Source organism: Pseudomonas sp. SST3, assembly GCF_003325755.1.
In genome coordinates, this window is the sequence record NZ_QORI02000003.1 from 225,457 (window position 1) to 241,688 (window position 16,232).

At 60.9% G+C, this 16,232-nt stretch carries 13 protein-coding genes and 1 pseudogene; 4 read left to right on the top strand and 10 right to left on the bottom strand.

Going from position 1 to position 16,232, the window contains the following annotated elements; all coding sequences use genetic code 11:
* The 10 genes and pseudogenes from DQ405_RS04720 to DQ405_RS04765 form a co-directional block, all read right to left on the bottom strand.
* The gene (locus tag DQ405_RS04720) at positions 1 to 174 is read right to left on the bottom strand and encodes a hypothetical protein (RefSeq protein ID WP_168423138.1); all 174 of its coding nucleotides are present in this window, start codon (positions 172 to 174) and stop codon (positions 1 to 3) included.
* A complete protein-coding gene (locus DQ405_RS04725; protein ID WP_168423139.1) occupies positions 171 to 1,400 on the bottom strand; it encodes a glycosyltransferase family 4 protein in 1,230 nt (409 codons plus the stop codon). The genes DQ405_RS04720 and DQ405_RS04725 overlap by 4 nt, the downstream gene beginning before the upstream one ends.
* A 1-nt stretch (position 1,401) precedes the next feature.
* Entirely contained in the window at positions 1,402 to 2,712 is a 1,311-nt protein-coding gene (locus DQ405_RS04730; RefSeq protein ID WP_241729822.1) for a lipopolysaccharide biosynthesis protein, read from the bottom strand.
* A gap of 95 nt (positions 2,713 to 2,807) precedes the next feature.
* Positions 2,808 to 4,153 (bottom strand): annotated as a pseudogene (locus DQ405_RS04735) (UDP-glucose dehydrogenase family protein).
* A gap of 150 nt (positions 4,154 to 4,303) precedes the next feature.
* Positions 4,304 to 6,505 carry a GumC family protein gene (locus DQ405_RS04740; protein ID WP_168423141.1) on the bottom strand — a complete coding sequence of 734 codons (2,202 nt, stop codon included), beginning with the start codon at positions 6,503 to 6,505 and terminating at the stop codon, positions 4,304 to 4,306.
* The gene (locus tag DQ405_RS04745) at positions 6,505 to 7,038 is read right to left on the bottom strand and encodes a polysaccharide biosynthesis/export family protein (protein WP_168423142.1); all 534 of its coding nucleotides are present in this window, start codon (positions 7,036 to 7,038) and stop codon (positions 6,505 to 6,507) included. Before DQ405_RS04745 ends, DQ405_RS04740 begins: the two co-directional genes overlap by 1 nt.
* Positions 7,039 to 7,080: 42 nt before the next feature.
* Positions 7,081 to 8,241: an outer membrane beta-barrel protein gene (locus DQ405_RS04750; protein ID WP_241729824.1), complete on the bottom strand. Its 1,161-nt coding sequence runs from the start codon at positions 8,239 to 8,241 to the stop codon at positions 7,081 to 7,083.
* Positions 8,242 to 8,970: 729 nt separating this feature from the next.
* Complete coding sequence (locus DQ405_RS04755) at positions 8,971 to 9,807, bottom strand: CvfB family protein (RefSeq protein WP_168423143.1); 837 nt, start codon at positions 9,805 to 9,807, stop codon at positions 8,971 to 8,973.
* A gap of 91 nt (positions 9,808 to 9,898) precedes the next feature.
* Complete coding sequence (locus tag DQ405_RS04760) at positions 9,899 to 12,241, bottom strand: membrane-bound PQQ-dependent dehydrogenase, glucose/quinate/shikimate family (protein WP_168423144.1); 2,343 nt, start codon at positions 12,239 to 12,241, stop codon at positions 9,899 to 9,901.
* Positions 12,242 to 12,410: 169 nt separating this feature from the next.
* Positions 12,411 to 13,559: a PQQ-dependent sugar dehydrogenase gene (locus DQ405_RS04765; protein ID WP_168423145.1), complete on the bottom strand. Its 1,149-nt coding sequence runs from the start codon at positions 13,557 to 13,559 to the stop codon at positions 12,411 to 12,413.
* A gap of 151 nt (positions 13,560 to 13,710) precedes the next feature.
* Between DQ405_RS04765 and DQ405_RS04770 the strand changes: the two genes are divergently transcribed.
* The 4 genes from DQ405_RS04770 (at position 13,711) to DQ405_RS04785 (ending at position 16,232) form a co-directional block, all read left to right on the top strand.
* Positions 13,711 to 13,890 (top strand): hypothetical protein, encoded by a 180-nt coding sequence (locus tag DQ405_RS04770; RefSeq protein ID WP_025240851.1) that lies wholly within the window; start codon positions 13,711 to 13,713, stop codon positions 13,888 to 13,890.
* Between the two features lie 93 nt (positions 13,891 to 13,983).
* The gene (locus DQ405_RS04775; protein ID WP_168423146.1) at positions 13,984 to 14,706 is read left to right on the top strand and encodes an RNA pseudouridine synthase; all 723 of its coding nucleotides are present in this window, start codon (positions 13,984 to 13,986) and stop codon (positions 14,704 to 14,706) included.
* Positions 14,707 to 14,851: 145 nt separating this feature from the next.
* Entirely contained in the window at positions 14,852 to 15,613 is a 762-nt protein-coding gene (locus DQ405_RS04780) for a substrate-binding periplasmic protein (protein ID WP_168423147.1), read from the top strand.
* A 79-nt stretch (positions 15,614 to 15,692) separates the two neighbouring features.
* Positions 15,693 to 16,232, top strand: coding sequence for a hypothetical protein (locus DQ405_RS04785; protein WP_168423148.1), 540 nt, complete (start codon positions 15,693 to 15,695; stop codon positions 16,230 to 16,232).

Below are 16,232 nucleotides of genomic sequence, written 5' to 3' on the forward strand. Positions count from 1 at the left end.
TCAGAGTACCTGTAGGTTCCAGATGACAAAGGGGGTGATGACTCGGTGCTGAGCAGACAGCGCGGGCATGACCCAGTGCCCTGCCCCGCCAGACAGCAGGTTCGATTGATTGTTGGCAGCCGAGGTTAACGAAGCGTTACCGAGCCGCCCGACACGGACGAACGGCCCGCTCATGCGAGCATTTCCTCGTACAGCGCCTGGTACTGCCGGGCAATGACCGGGCTGTCGAAAGTGCTGGTGATCTTTTCCCGCGCATTGAGCGCGAGCTGCGGATAGTCCGCCTCGCTTGTGACCCACTCGACGCCCTCGGCGAGGCCCTGGGCTTCAAAGGGCGCCGCCTTATAGCCGTCGTGTTTATGCGTGACGATGTCCTTCGGGCCAGTGGCATCGAAACACACCACGGGTGTGCCACACCCCATGGCTTCGGCCAGGGTCTTGCCGAACGCCTCCATCAGGCTCGGTGCAATGAAGACGTCTGCCGCCGAATACAGCAGGCGCAACGAGATACTGTCGTGCAGATAACCGAACGAGGTGTAGTCGAACCCCAGGCCGTCGGCGATGGACTGATCCAGCTTGCCGAAGAAGCACAGGTGATACTTGGCCGGATCGAGGTGCTTGAGCATCTCGAGGTATTTGCCGAAGCCCTTGTAGGTATCCTTGGCACTGGTACAGCCGGTGAGGATGATTTTCTTCTCGGTATTCAGCCCCAGCAGCTGCCTGGCCAACGCCTTGTCCAGCGGAAAGAATTCGCTGGCATCGACATTGTTGTGGATGGTGCGCACGTCGAAGTCTCGGAACAGCAGGCTCTGCCTGGCCTGTTCGGACACCCAGTCGCTGATGCCAATCATCTTCATCGACTTGGGCAGGTACTTGCGCTTGCGGTTGAGCACGAAGCGCGACAGGTCCCTGTCGGACGTGCTGCCGAGCTGATCGCAGCTGCCGCAGCCGGTGATGAATTTCTCGCAGCCCATGGCGTAGTGGCAGCCACCGGTCATTGGCCACATGTCGCGCATGGTCCAGACCAAGGGCGTGCGCAGCTTGGCCAAGTGTTTCATGTCGACGAAGCCACCGTTGACCCAGTGCAGGTGCACCACATCGGCCTCGCGGCATTCAACACTATCGGTGAAATCGGCGCCCATCACGCCGGCGCTGAACATACCCGACTGACGCCCGCGGTAGAGGCTGGCGAATGCCTGATCGGCCTGACTCCTGGCGATGCTGATGATCTTGTCTTTCTTGCTACGGCTGACAGACACCACCGAGGTGTCGCCATGGGTGACCTGACTGTTGGTGTAGACGAGGGAATCGACACCCAGCGAGCGCAGCCCCTGGTGCAACCAGTACGCGCCGCGAGCAGCGCCCCCGGTCAATTCACCAGCGACCAAATGTAGAACCTTCATATCAATCGAAACTCTCTTCGGGGTGCTGGGCTTTCATATGCTGAGCCGCGTACCACCTGCGCGAGGCGATCAGCACGATCACCATCAGCGACGAATAGATGACGATGCTGGCGACGGCAAAGGCCTGGACGGTCGCCAGCGCGTTACCGATCAGCAGCGCGCCGCCGAACAGCGAAAGCACACGCAGGCTGGTGCTGAATATCTCGAACAGCAGGAAACGGCCTTGCAGCGACAGCGCCGGAACCGCGACCACGCAGGGACGCGAGACGAAAATCACGTACTCGGCCAGCGCCAGCCAACGGGCGTACTCACCCGCCACATGCCACTGCTCACCGAATATCAGCGCGAAGAGCCAGGGGCCGAACACCGCCACCAGGGAAAACGGCACCAGCCCTACCAGACCCAGCGCGGTGGTTGCCTTCAATAGCATCGCGGTGACCGGTTCGCGGTCGTGGATGGCGCGGCTGATGCGCGGGTAATAGACGTCGGCAACCGACTTGCCGATCAGGTTGGTCGGCATGGTCAACGCCTGCTTGCACAGCGCAAAGAAACCCGCCGCCGCCGGGCCGAAATAGGCGGCGAGCACCAGGGTCGGCAGGTGCTGCGAGACGGCGTTGATCAGCATCACCGGGGCGCGAAACTTCGGAAAGTCGCTGTGCCGGCGTGCCAGCTCGAGCATGCTCGGATCGCTGCGCTCATCTTCGCTGGCGTGATTGTCCTCGTGAGGTTTGGCCCGCAGCATCGCCAGCCCCAACATGGCGGCGTGCAGCGCTTGCTGCAGAGCGGTGGTGCAAACCAGCACCAGCGCCGAAGACTGCACCAGACCGGCAATGGTCCGCATGGAGTTGAACAGCAGCGAATGCCCGACCGCCACGCTCGCCGTGATACGGAAGCGCTGGGTACGAAACAGCCATTGCTGACAGATTTCCAATGCCGCGCCACAGAACATCACGAACGGGATGAGCATCAGATACGGCTGGATGATCTCGATTTCCAGTGCCGCGGCCAGCCGATCGCCGAAGAATAGCAGCGTGAGCGCAACGATCGTCGCCAACGTCAGCGCGGTCGCCAGCGCCAGGCGCACCAGCCCTCGCGCATCGCCATCGCGCTTGGGTAGCACAATGGCGATGGGATAGGTCAGTGCAGCGACCGGGATCAACATCATGGTCACGCTAAGGAACGTACCCAGCACGCCGTAGGCTTCCGGCCCGTAGATACGGGTGATCACTGGCATGAACGCCAGGGTGAGCGCCTGCGCACCGGCGGTACCGGTGACCACGGTGAGAATGTTGCGCAGCAGTTTGCTGCGCATGCTTCCGTGCAACAGCGTGGTCAATCTTTCCCGAACAGGAGAAGGACCGCGCCGCACGCCGGGCTGATCGATGACGCTCACTCGCAGCCCCTCGTTCAGGCCTGGACCGGCTGCCGGCCGATGCCGTAGTAGCTGAAGCCTTCGCGCTTGACCTGCTCGCGGTCGTATTGGTTACGCCCGTCAATGATCAACGGCGTGTTCAGCAGACGCTTCAGGGCACGGAAATCCGGACGGCGGAATGGCTTCCACTCGGTTACCAGACACAGCGCGTCGGCATCGATTGCCGCCTCGTACTGGCCTTCGACGATCTGCAGACGCCCGTCGGCGAGCCAATCCTGAGGGAATTCGCGGCGCGCGGTCTCGCGTGCAACCGGATCGAACGCACGGACCTTGGCGCCAGCGTTGATCAAACTGTTGATCAGAACCACGCTTGGCGCTTCGCGCATGTCGTCGGTGCCGGGCTTGAACGCCAGACCCCAGACCGCGAAGGTGCGGCCGCTGAGATCGCCATTGAAGTGGGTGGAAATCTTGTTGAACAGCGAGTGCTTCTGCTGATCGTTACGGGCTTCGACGGCCTGTAGCAGCTTGGGCTCGAAGTCGTTCTGGTGGGCGATATTGATCAGCGCCTTGACGTCCTTGGGGAAACAGGAGCCGCCATAGCCGCAACCGGCATAGATGAAGTGGTAGCCGATGCGCTCATCCGAGCCGATCCCCAAGCGGACATTTTCGACATCCACATCAAGGCGCTCGCAGAGGCTCGCGATCTCGTTCATGAAGGAAATCTTGGTCGCCAGCATGGCGTTCGCGGCGTACTTGGTCATTTCCGCATCGCGGATGCCCATGAACATGGTGCGCGGACGATTGCGGATGAAGGGAGCGTACAGCGCGCTCATCACCTGCCGGGCATGTTCGTTGTCAGCGCCGATGACGATGCGATCCGGGTGCATGAAGTCATTGACCGCCGCGCCCTCTTTGAGGAATTCCGGGTTCGATACCACCGAAAATTCGATATCGACACTCGCGCCTCGAGGCGCTCGGACACTGCCGTGCGAACCAGATCCGCCGTCCCCACCGGTACGGTGGATTTGTTCACCACGATCGCCGGCCCTTGCAAGGTGTCGCCGATCTGACGCGCGACTTCCAGCACGTAGCGCAAATCAGCCGAACCGTCTTCACCGGGCGGGGTGCCGACCGCAATAAAGAAGACTTCGGATTGCTGCACCGCCTCGCTCAACGATGTGGTGAAATGCAGCCGGCCGGAGGCGTGGTTGTCAGTGACGATTTCTTCGAGGCCAGGCTCGTAGATCGGCAGAATGCCCTGCTTGAGGTTATCGATCTTGGACTTGTCGACGTCGACGCAGTAGACCGTGTTGCCCATTTCCGCGATGCAGGCACCGGTTACCAGACCGACGTAACCGCTTCCAACGACGGTGATGTTCATAGCAGGATCCTCGATTTAGACATTGATACAGGCGTGCCTCGGCGCAGCCCTTTCGGGGGCCGGTGCGCAATTCACTTGCTGGGCAGAATTCTGTCCAGGCCAGGTTCATTACTGACGGAACCTGGCCTGATGCGAAACGAGCGAGCCGGGTCAGACCGTTTGCTGCTCGCTATAGCCATAGTGGTCGTAGTAGCCACGGAACTGACCGTTCTTCTTGGCCTTCTCGATATCGACATGGTTGAGCACGACACCGGTCAGCGGCGCATTGCTGTTCTGCAGCTGGCTCACACCCTTCTGCACATGCGGAATCAGCGTGCTGTCGGACTTGACGACGTAGATCACCGCATCGGCCAGCGTCGACAGGACGGCCGCGTCGCTGACCGCCTGGCTCGGCGGCGAGTCGATGATGATGCGGTCATAGCGGCCCTTGACCACCTCGAGCAGCTTGGCGAAGCGCGGCGAGGACAGCAGCTCCAGCGGGTTGGATGGCACTGCACCGGCCGCGATCATGTCGACGTTGCCGACGGTGTGGATGCACTCTTCGAGCTTCGCATTGCCACCGATCAGGTTAACCAGCCCCGGCGTGCCCGGTTTGAAGTCGAACGCCTTGTCCAGCGTCGCACGGCGCAGGTCGGCGTCGATCAACAGAACGCGGTGCAGTTGACCCATGGCGAACGCGAGGTTGGCCGATACCGAGCTCTTGCCTTCATCTGGCGCAGTGGAGGTGATCACCAGCACCTGCCGCGGCTGACTGGCTTCGCTCAGCAGCAGGTTGGTGCGGATGGTCCGTACCGCTTCGCAGAATCGCTTGTCTCCGTTGCGCTCGAACAGGTGGCTGACTTCCTTGCGCAGCTTGCGTGGCACCTGCGGAACGATGCCCATCACCGGCAGCCCCAGCTTGGTCTCGACTTCTTCCGAGCTCTTGAAGGTGTTGTCGAGAATCTCGCGGATGATCGCCTGGGCAATGCCGACCACCAGGGCCAGGAACAACGCCACTACCAGAATCAGCTTCTTGTTCGGCGCGCTGGGTTCGGTCGGCGGGATGGCCGCGTCGACTACGCGAGCATTGGTGGAGCTCAGATCCGAGGTGGCGGTTGTTTCCTGCAGGCGGGTCATGAAGGTGTCATACAGCGCACGGTCGCTTTCAACCTGGCGCTGCAGATCACGCACCTTGAATTCCTTGCGAGAAATATCCTGGATGCGCCCTTTGTTCTCATCAAACGAGGCGCGCAACGAGTTCTCGTTGGCGACGGCGAGCTGATAGTTGCGCTCGATGCTCGCCACCACCTGCTCGACCTGTTGCTTCAGGCTGGCCGTAGCGGCATTGAGGTCGGAACGCGCCGAGACCATCGCCGGGTGACGATCGCCATAACGACGCGACAGATCCTCGACCCGCGAACGCGCCTGGGCCTGATTCGCCTTGAATTGCTGAATCAGCGGGTGGCCAAGTACGGCTGGCACACTGGCCAGACGCTCCCAGCCCTGACTGCGCATGGATTCGACCTGGCGGTACTGGCTCTCGGCTTCGGCGCGCTCACGACGCGCATCGATCATGCGATCACCTGTGAGCGACAGCTCATTGGCGCTGATGGTGCCTACACCATCCAGATCGACCAGACCCTCGGCGTCCAGATAAGCCTGCAGCTTGTCTTCCGAAGCCTGAAGATTTTCGCGCAGGGAGACCAGGCGTTCATTCATCCAGCTGGCCGCGGTCATCGACATGTCGACCTTGGCTTCCAGCTGAGCCTCGATATAAGCCTGTGCCAGTTGGTTGGTGGCTTGTGCGGCGGTCAGGCTATCGGCCATGGAGATCGACAGGTAGACCAATTGGCTCTTGCCTTCGACCCAAACGGACGTCCGCTCCATGAATGTCTGCGTCGCGTAATCCATGACCTGAGCTTCGGTGATCGGCTCGGCCTCTTCACCGGTCAGGGCGTCGACGATGCCACCGAAATCAACCTGCGGCCCGGGCTGCTGGCGCAGATCGAACTCAGGGTGCTCGGTCAGATTCAGGTCGCGAACCACACGCTCGGCCACACCTCGGCTCTGCATCAGGCTGAGCTGGGTCTGCAGGTACTCGCTGAGCTCGACAGGCGAATCTGTCGCTGGCTGGAACGACAATACTGGGGTGCCCTTCGTCTCGATAAGCACCGACGCCACGGCCTTGTAGATCGGGGTCATGCGCGAGAGCAGGAGCATCGTCAGCACCGCTACGACACCCACCAGCACGGCGATGCCCCACTTGCGTGACCAGATTGCGTGCCAGATTTTCTTCAGGTCGATGAAATCGCTATCGGCTGCTGGCCCTACGGGGCGCTGCCATGGTCGGTCCGGGCGAACTGGGCTGTTCATCAGAAGAATCCTTCGTCGATGTTAATCGTGTCGCCAGGGCGGACCAGGGTGTCCATGGTGGCTTTCTCTGCAGCACGGCCGCCTTCGGAGCCCCGCACAATGGTCATGCGCTTGGTCGAGGCACGCTCGGTAAGACCGCCAGCCAGGGCAATTGCCCGATCCAGGGTGAGCCCAGGCTGGTACGGATAACCGCCGGGAAGCTTGACCTCGCCGGCGATGTAGAACTCGCGGTAGTTGGCTACCGATACCGAAACGCGCGGATCGATCAGGTAGCCGTCCTTCAGTTTTTCCACCAACAGATTGCGCACTTCGCTGGCGGTCTTGCCGTTGGCGTCGACTTCACCGATGAACGGAAAGGTGAAGGTACCCGCATCGGTCAGGCGTATTTCTTCGAACGAAAGGTCCGGCTCGCCGTGGACGCTTATGCGGATCACGTCGCCCGAGCCCAGCTGGTATTGCGCGGCGCTGGCGCCAGCGCTGAACACCAACAGGATCAGCAATGAAAAGTATTTGAACAGGTTCGGGATGCGCATGGTCGGCTCCTCCTTAGGCTCTGATTAACGTCCTACCCGGCCTCAAAGGCTCAGGTCGAAACTCAGCAGGTAGACGTTTCGGTCGTAAGTCTCCGAGCTCAAGCTGGAGTCGTTTTCAGTTCTGAGGTATGACAGCGTCACGTCGATCCAGCGGTCCGGGGACCAGATCACGCCAGCACCGTAAGCCGTTCTTTCGTCGTCCCGACCGATCCCCTCGTATTCGCGATCGGAGAAGCGGTACTGCAGCTCGGTGGCAATACGCGAGGTCCACTCGTGATCCCAGGTCGCCAGAGTGGTCCAGTCATTGATAGTGCTAGCACCGTTATCGCCTTCATCGAACGCGCGCCGCGAGGTCAGGTTGAATGCCGAATAGGAGCGCGGCTTCCAGGTAATGCCGGCCTCCCACATCGGGCTGGTGAAGTCTTCACGCTGGTCGCTGTCGAAATCCTTGCGCTCGGCACCCAGCTTGAAGGTGCCTGATGTCTTCGCGCCAGCAGCCCAGGTCGCACCGCCCAACAGCGCCACGTTGGTGCTGTCACGCAGGGCACTGCTGAGTTTGTAGTCGTGGTCGGTATGACGGACCTCGACGAGCGAGCGTGTTCTGGAGCCAAGACGATGGAACCAGATGGAATTTAACATCAGGCTGTCGCGCTCTTCTGACGCGTTGATGTTGCCGCTGTTGTGGTAACGGCGCTGTTCGTAGTTGGTACCGAACTCGAGCTGGTTACGTGCGCTTTCGGCACCGAAACGGTATGCCGCGCGGGCAATGGCCTGGCTGTACTTGTCGTTCTCGGTAGCGTCTTCGGTGTCGGCCGTTTCCTCTACGCGATGGTAGGCAAGCCCCCAACTCAGGCGATGACGCGAAGTGAACTCCATGACGCTTCTGAGCCGCAGGTGATGGTCGGTGTTACTGGCTTCGGAATCCGAATGAAAGATGTCGCTGTTGAAGGAATATTCGAGCTCGTACTCACTGTTGCGATTGCCGGTTCCCAGCAGGAAAGTCGGATTAATTCCGGTAACCCAGGATGCCTGCTCGTTGTCTGCCAACCCGCGATAGTTGTCGTCGTAACTTTCACGGACGATCAGCGTAGGGGTGAACTCGAAACCACCAATGCGAATATCCTGCGGATCGTTTACGGCCCAGCTATTGGTAGCGACAAGGCACAGTAGCGATACACTTGGAAGCGTGATGTTCCTCATCATGGAATCCCTTCTCGGAGATAAATTGTTGTTCATGCCTTACTCCGGCCGCGACGCTGGCTCATGTGAGGTGGCATAGACACGCAACAGACCGCAAATATCCCCGACAGTTGCAGATTCGATGAACGGCATGCCGCAAAGCATCAAAAAATACCCCGAGGTAGGTTCAGCTCCTCCGTTCAGGCACGCTACCGCCACAGCGTGAGCGAGCCTGAATAATCCATACGCAGCCAGCTGCAGGAACAGCGCGGCAGTCGGCCTCAGCCAGCAAATCAAACGGCAGGCGAAGCGGAAGCGATTCGGTATTCTTATTAGTAAAGATGCAATTGCCTGCCACCAGACCGACTTAAACACCCATTCGGTCTGTCGACTCGGTCCGACGCTAGTGATTAAGCACACCAAGCCCTTCTCCCCGTCCATGGCAAGAGAGAGCCGAGTGAGCTGTTGCCAGGCCCAGCGGAACCCCTGAATAGTCAGGGGCCTTTTCTGGACCCGACTCGAACGTAGGGAGTTCCGCGCGCTTGCCCTCGGTGGCAGCCGAGATGGACAAGCGGTAACACTGTCATGCCGGACGAACCTGACCGAAATACCGCCAAGCTATGCACGAGGCACACGAACCCGTCGGCTGAAATCGCGCAGTGGAATACGAAAAAAGCCCGACCGCTTGCGGGGTCGGGCTTGCTAAGGAGTCGTGAGCAAAGGGGAATAGGCCAGGCCGGTCCCCATGCGCAGCTAGGCGCGCTCGATGCGATCAGGATGAATGACGATTCGGCCCTGCTTGTAGAGACCGCCGATGGCCTTCTTGAAGTTGCCCTTGCTGACCCCGAATAGCCTGGCAATTTCGTCGGCCGCCGTTTTATCGCTGACCGGGAGGCTGCCCTGGTTTTCCTGCAGCTTCTGTAGAATCAACGCTTGCAAGGCATCACCGGCTTCGCTGCCTACCGGCTGAAGGCTGAGGCTGATTTTGCCGTCTGCGCGGATTTCCTTGATGTAGCCCGTCTCGCGCGTGCCGCCGCGCAGGTATTTGAAGGCCTCGTTCTTGTGAATCAGGCCCCAGTGCTTGCCGTTGATGATCGCCTTGTGGCCGAGATCGGTAGGCTCAACCACTAGAAGATCAACGGATTCGCCGACCTTATAGCGCGCAGGCGTCTTGTCCAGATAGCGATCCAGCCGCGCCGTGGCGGTAATGCGGCGGGTGTGCTTATCGAGATACACGTGAACGACGCAGTAGTCGCCCTCGTTGAGCGGGCGCTTTTCCTCCGAATGCGGCAGCAACAGATCCTTGGGCAGTCCCCAGTCAAGAAACAGCCCGATCCGGTTGATTTCCACAACCTTGAGGCTGGCGAACTCGCCGACCTGAACCTTGGGCTTCTCGGTGGTTGCGATGAGCTTGTCTTCGCTGTCGAGGTAAATGAAGACGTTCAGCCAGTCGTCGACCTCGGTCGGGGTGTTCTTCGGAATGTAGCGATTGGGCAGCAGGATCTCACCATCAGGCCCGCCGTCCAGATAAAGACCGAAACCGGTGTGCTTGACGATTTGCAGGCTGTTGAAGCGCCCGATTGCGGCCATGTCTCGATTCCTCTGGGTCGAAGGCGGCGATTCTAGCAGGCCGCCTGCCTCGCGGCGCGCACGCCGCTAAGGCGCGCATGCATGCGCGCCGTTATCGCGGCAATGCGTAGGCGATAACCGAGTCGCCGGCCTTGGTGCCCAGGGACCCGTGGCCACCCGCGACGACCACAACCATCTGCCGGCCAGATCGGCTCTGATAGGTCATCGGCGTCGCCTGGCCGCCTGCCGGCAGACGCGAGCGCCAGAGCTGCTTGCCGGTAGTGACGTCGTAGGCACGCACGTAGTAGTCCAACGTGCTGGACAGGAAAGCCACGCCACCCGCGGTGATCACCGGGCCGCCGAGGCTCGGCACGCCCATTTCGAATGGCAGCGGCACCGGCGCTCGGTCGCGGACCGTACCATTCTTGCGCAGCCAATGGGTCTTGCCCGTGCGCAGATCAGCGCCAGCGACATAGCCCCATGGCGGCGCCGTACAAGGCAGGCCGATCGGCGATACGAAAGGCTTCAGTTCCACCGCAAACGGCGCACCGAAATTTTCGTTCAGATGGGGTTCGCTGTCGGACACATAGGCCTTTTCGTCGTTCTCACGAGGGATCAGCCTCGAGACGAAGGGCAGATAGGATGGCGCACTGAACACCATTTGCCGGACCGGATCAACAGCAACGCCGCCCCAGTTGAACACCCCGAAATTGCCTGGGTGAATCAAAGAGCCCTGGGTCGATGGCGGTGTGTATCGGCCTTCGTAACGCAGCGAATTGAACTGGATGTGACACATCATCTGATCGATGAACGTGGCGCCCCACAGGTCGGTGTCCTGGAGCTTCGGGGGCTCGTAAGAGAGCGCCGATACCGGTTGAGTCGCGGCGGCGTAGTCACCCTCAGCTGCGCCCTGAGGGGCCGGCACTTCCCGAACCGGCAGCACCGGCTCGCCTGTACGGCGATCCAGCACATAGATGTCGCCCTGTTTGGTAGGCGCCACGAGCGCTGGGACCATACCCGACTCGGTCTGAATATCAACCAGACTCGGCTGCGCGGGCACATCCATATCCCAGAGATCGTGATGCACGGTCTGGAACACCCAGCGCAGCTGTCCGGTTTCCAAGTCCAGCGCAACGATCGATGAGGAGAACCGCTCACTGTTTTCGCTGCGGTTGCCGCCCCACTGGTCCGGCACCTGATTACCCAGCGGTACGAAAACCAGCCCAAGTTCTTCATCGGCGCTGGAGATGCTCCAGCTGTTCGGTGTGCTCTCGCTGTAGGTTTCGTCTGGGCCGATGGGCTCGGTCTGTTCCGGATTACCCGGATCCCAGTTCCACTTCAGTTCGCCAGTGATGGCGTCATAGGCGCGGATCACGCCGGACGGTTCGGTGGTCGAGACGTTGTCATTGACTGCTCCACCAACGATGACGAGGTCATTGGCCACCACAGGCGGCGACGTCGAATAGTAGAAGCCCTCCGTAACGTTCGGCATGTTCTTCCACAGATTCACCGCGCCGTTCTCACCGAACGAGGGGCAGACCTTCCCGGTCTCAGGGTCCAGCGCGATCAGCCGGGCATCAGCGGTAGGCATGAACAAACGCCGTTGGCAGGCCTGGCCTTCGGGCGGTGCATCGGCGGTGTGGTAGGACAGGCCTCGGCAGGTCAGGTGCTGCCGATTGGTCGAGTCCGGCACTTGCGGATCGAAACGCCAACGTTCCTCTCCGGTTTCGGCGTCCAGCGCGATGACGAAGTTGTGTGGCGTGCAGATATACAGACTGTCGTCGATCTTGAGCGGCGTGACCTCGTAGGTGGTCTCGTTAGGATCGCTCGGGCGGCGCAGATCACCCGTATGGTAGTGCCAGACCTCCTCCAGCCGATCGACGTTACTCGGCTTGATCTGTGCCAGCGGCGAATAGCGAGTGCCATGCTGGGTGCGGCCATAGGCGTGCCAGTCGCTGGCCGGCACGTTATCGGCGGTGTTCGTTTCGGTGGCCGGCGCGGTCGCCAGGGGTTGCGGCAGCATCCCTTTGATGTCGTTGCTGTCGGTGCTAAGCGCATGCAAAGCGGTCGCGCCCCAGAGCGCCACGGCGATCATCAAAGGGATTGCGCTGCCGCCCCAGGCTCGAGCGCCGAAATGTTGCCAGCCCAAACGCTGCGCGATCCACGGCGTCAGGAGCCACAGCCCCAGCGGACCGATGATGCTGCCGCGTGGCGCCAGCTGCCACCAATCGAAACCCACCTCATAGATCGCCCAACCCAAGGCACCCAGCATCACCAGGGCGTAAACCCAAAGCGTAGCGCGGCGTCGCGCCAGCAACAGCGCTCCCGTCAGGAGAAAGCCCACCGCCAGGGCCGCGAAGTACCAAGTACCGCCGAGGGAGATGATTTTCCACCCGCCAACGGCGAGCGCCAGCCCCAGGATGATGCACAGGATTGCACTGATGACGACCGCCACTCTCTCCTCCTTTCAAGTTGTCAGGCTTCGGAGATGACAAAACGATCGCGCAGCGGGCATCTCCGGATGGTTTTCCACTGGGGCCGGTGATTCAGGGAGTCGCCCGGCACTTCAGTTGACCGGTGGTCGGCCAGAACGCTCCCTGCTGAACCCAGTCAGCACGCGCATTTCATTTTGCATCCAGCCCGACCCGCAACAACTGGCCGCTCGGCGAGTCGGTCAGCAGGTAGAGATAGCCGTCCGGCCCCAGGCGGACATCGCGAATCCTCGCGCCAATTTGCTTCAGCAAACGCTCCTCGTGGGTGATCTTGTCCCCGTCGAGTTGCAGGCGGATCAGTGACTGATCCACCAGCGCGCCAATGAACAGGTTGTGCTGCCATTGAGGGAAGGCTTGCGAGTCATAGAAAGCCATGCCGCTGATGCCAGGGGATCTCTCCCAGACGTAATGAGGTGGCTCGGTACCTTCCACCACGTCGCCCTTGGCTTCAGGTATCGGCTGGCCTCCGTAGTTGATGCCATGGGTCGCCAACGGCCAACCGTAGTTGCGCCCCGGCCGGGGAATGTTGATCTCGTCGCCACCTTGCGGGCCGTGTTCATGCGTCCAGAGCCTGCCGCTCCAGGGGTTGATGGCGGCGCCCTGCTGATTACGGTGGCCGTAGGACCAGATTTCCGGTCGAGCGCCCTCGGCCGTCACGAAGGGATTGTCGTCCGGCACGTCGCCGTCGGGGTATATCCGCACCAGCTTGCCTTGAAGCTTGTCCATATCCTGCGCGGTGGGCCGCTGGTTATTCTCACCCAGCGCGATAAACAGATGGCCGTCGCCATGGAAGACCAGCCGTGAGCCGAAGTGAATCCCGGTGGATAGCTTCGGTTGCTGCCGAAAGATAACCGTGAAATCTTCCAGCCCGCTCCGGTCATCAGCCAGCCGGCCGCGGCCCACCGCGGTGCCGGCTTTACCGCTCTCCCCCGCCTCCGCATAACTGAGATAAACCAGCCGATCCTGCTGAAAATCCGGCGACAGGCGCACGTCCAGTAAACCGCCCTGACCCCGCGCATAGACCTCAGGCACACCGGTAAGCGGTTCGGACAGTTGCCCATCACCGCCCACGATGCGCAGCCTGCCAGGCCGTTCGGTGACCAGCATGCCGGCCCCGTCAGGCAGAAATGCCACCGCCCAGGGGTGCTCCAGCCCTTCGGCTATAGCCTCTACCGTGACGCGACCTTGTTCGCTGTTGAGATATTCGACGTTCGCGAGCGACGGGGCGGAACAGGCCAGAACGAAACAGCAGGCGAAAGCGCTGCGGGCATGACGTAGCATCGGTAGTCCTCCGGAACGTGACTGGAATCATCCAAAGAAGACCATGGATGAAGAAAAACGCTTCAGCAAATCGGCGCCGACGGAAAATCGAACAAAAATTAGCCATATCTGTATAATGTCCGGTTCGACTGACCAAAGGAACCAGATGACGATGGCCTCCAAAACCACATCCGCCAAACGCAAGCCCGAACCCGCCAGCGAAACCAGCCAGTCTCTGGCCGCTCAGATGGCAGCCTTCCTAAAGGCCGGTGGCGAAGTCCAGAAGATCCCCAACGGGGTCAGCGGCCAGACCCAGGGCCCATCGCGCCAGATCACCATCAGCAAGAAATAAGCTGCGCAATACCCAACCGATAAGCGAGCTTTTGCTGCCGTTGCGATACTGCAGTGGCTCGCCAGGTTCCCCTCCGAAGCATCCGAGCCCCCAATGACCGACCCGATACGCTTGTCCAAACGCCTTGCCGAGCAACTCGGCTGTTCCCGGCGCGAGGCCGAGCTGTATATCGAAGGCGGCTGGGTCAGCGTCGACGGTCAAATCGTCGAAGAGCCCTTTTTCAAAGTCATCGACCAGCGCGTCGAACTGCTGCCCGGCGCCACTGCCACTGAAGTGCCGCCCGTCACGCTGTTATTCCACAAGCCCTCCGGCCAACCCACCGCAGCGGACCCCGCCAGTGCTCAGCTGCAGCTCGCCCAGGCGAGCCATTGGAGCGGTGACGATACGCGCTTGACGCCCCGCGAGCGCCATTTCGCACGCCAGACGGCCTTGCTGCCGCTGGAGCCGGACGTCTGCGGGCTGGTCGTGTTCAGCCAGCAACGCGAAGTGATCCGCAAGCTAGCCGATCCGAGGGACAAGCTGGAGCAGGAATACATCGTCGAAGTCGCTGGCGAGCCCGAGGAAGGCGGGCTTGCCCTACTGGCCAAAGGCATCGGGCATCGCGGCAGAATCCTGCCCAAGGCCAAGGCGAGCTGGCAGAACGAGACACGCCTGCGCATCGTGCTCAAGGCGCCACAGGCGGGCGATCTGCGTCAGCTCTGCGAGGCCATCGGCCTGCAAATGCTCAACTGCCGGCGCATCCGTATCGGGCGCCTGTCGATGGCCAAGCTGCCGGTGGGTGAGTGGCGCTTTCTCGGTGAGCACGAGCGCTTCTAGCAGCATCGCTTCGGGAATAACCCGACTGCTCGCGCCTTGTGGCCGCTCGGCTATGCTGATGTCAGTGACAACGGACACGCCATCTGTGGCCGCATCATCTGTACTGTGATCCGACCGCTTCGCCATCCCGCCGCAAAGGTTAGCCATGCAGAGACTCGTGCTGATGCTAATGCTCGTTCTGTTGCCCTTGGTCTGTGGGGCGCAGCAGCGAGTCGAGGTATGGACCTATCATTTTTCGCCGCCTTTCATTCTCGACAACGACCAAGGGCTTTCGCATGGGTTCGTCGAGCTGCTCAACAACGACCCAGCCAATCAGGGTCGCTTTCGCTTCGACCTGGTGGAGCTGCCGCGCAAGCGGGTGGACGTGCGCCTCGCCCGAAAGCGGCCCGGCATCCTGCTTTGGGCCACGCCAAGCTTCTTCACCGCCGCGCAGGTAGCCGATAGCAAATGGTCGGAACCGTTACTGATCGATCGGCAGGATTTCGTTTCATTACCCGATGTACCTTTTGAATACGAAGGCCCCGAATCGCTGCACGGCCTTATCCTGGGTGGCGTGCTGGGGCATCGCTATGCAGGGCTCGAAGCGGAGATCACCAGCGGCGCAATCAAGCGTCAGGATGTTCAGACCGACCTGCAGAACCTCCAGAAACTGCTCTCGGGCCGCATCAACACCTTGCTGATCCCACGCTCTACCCTGCTTTACTACCGCAAAGAGCAGGACCTCAGGGATCTGTATGTTTCGAACACCCCGCTGTACCAGTTCGCCCGGCACTTGTTAATCACCGACACGCTTGGCGAGGGCGTCACCGCCTATCTCGATGAATTCCTCGATGCCCTGCCGGACAATCCCGAATGGCAGATCCTTCTATTCAAGTATGGACTCCTGCCCATCGCCACCGAGCAATGAAACAGGCTGAACAGAAACGAAGCACACCTGTCAGAACACCGCCGACACACCTAAAACAACCAGAGAGAACAAGGCAGCAATGAAGAACGCACTGGTGATTGGACTCCTCGCCGTCCTGAGCGGCTGCGCTTCTCAACCCTGTGACCACCCTGGCAGCGACAATGCCTGCCGCGCCGAGCGGCTGCTCTATCAGAACGACCTGATGCAGGCGAAGATTCTCATTTCCATCGGCGACGAAGACGGTTACGAGCTCGCCGATGCCTTGCTCGAGCGCAGTGCACCTCTCGACGAGCGTGGCGAGATTGAGTTCTATCAGGCGCTGCTGCTGATCCGTCAGGGCCCGCAACAAGCGCCAGTGCTGCGCCTGCTTGAACAGGCGCGAGCCAAGGGGCATCCGCACGCCGTGGCGCTGCTCTATAAGATCCACCAGGAACCCTATCTGTTGAACGAGCGCGACGCCGCCAAGGCCGAACAATACCGCCAGGCCTATGCCGAGCTGGATGTCGCGCAGAGCGGCTACCCCTCATTCGACAAGGCGCTGGAGCTGGTTTCCCAGCTCGTCGAGCCGCCACCGCCATTACCCGAGCGAATCGACCGCTGCGTCAGTCAGTGTCTCTGA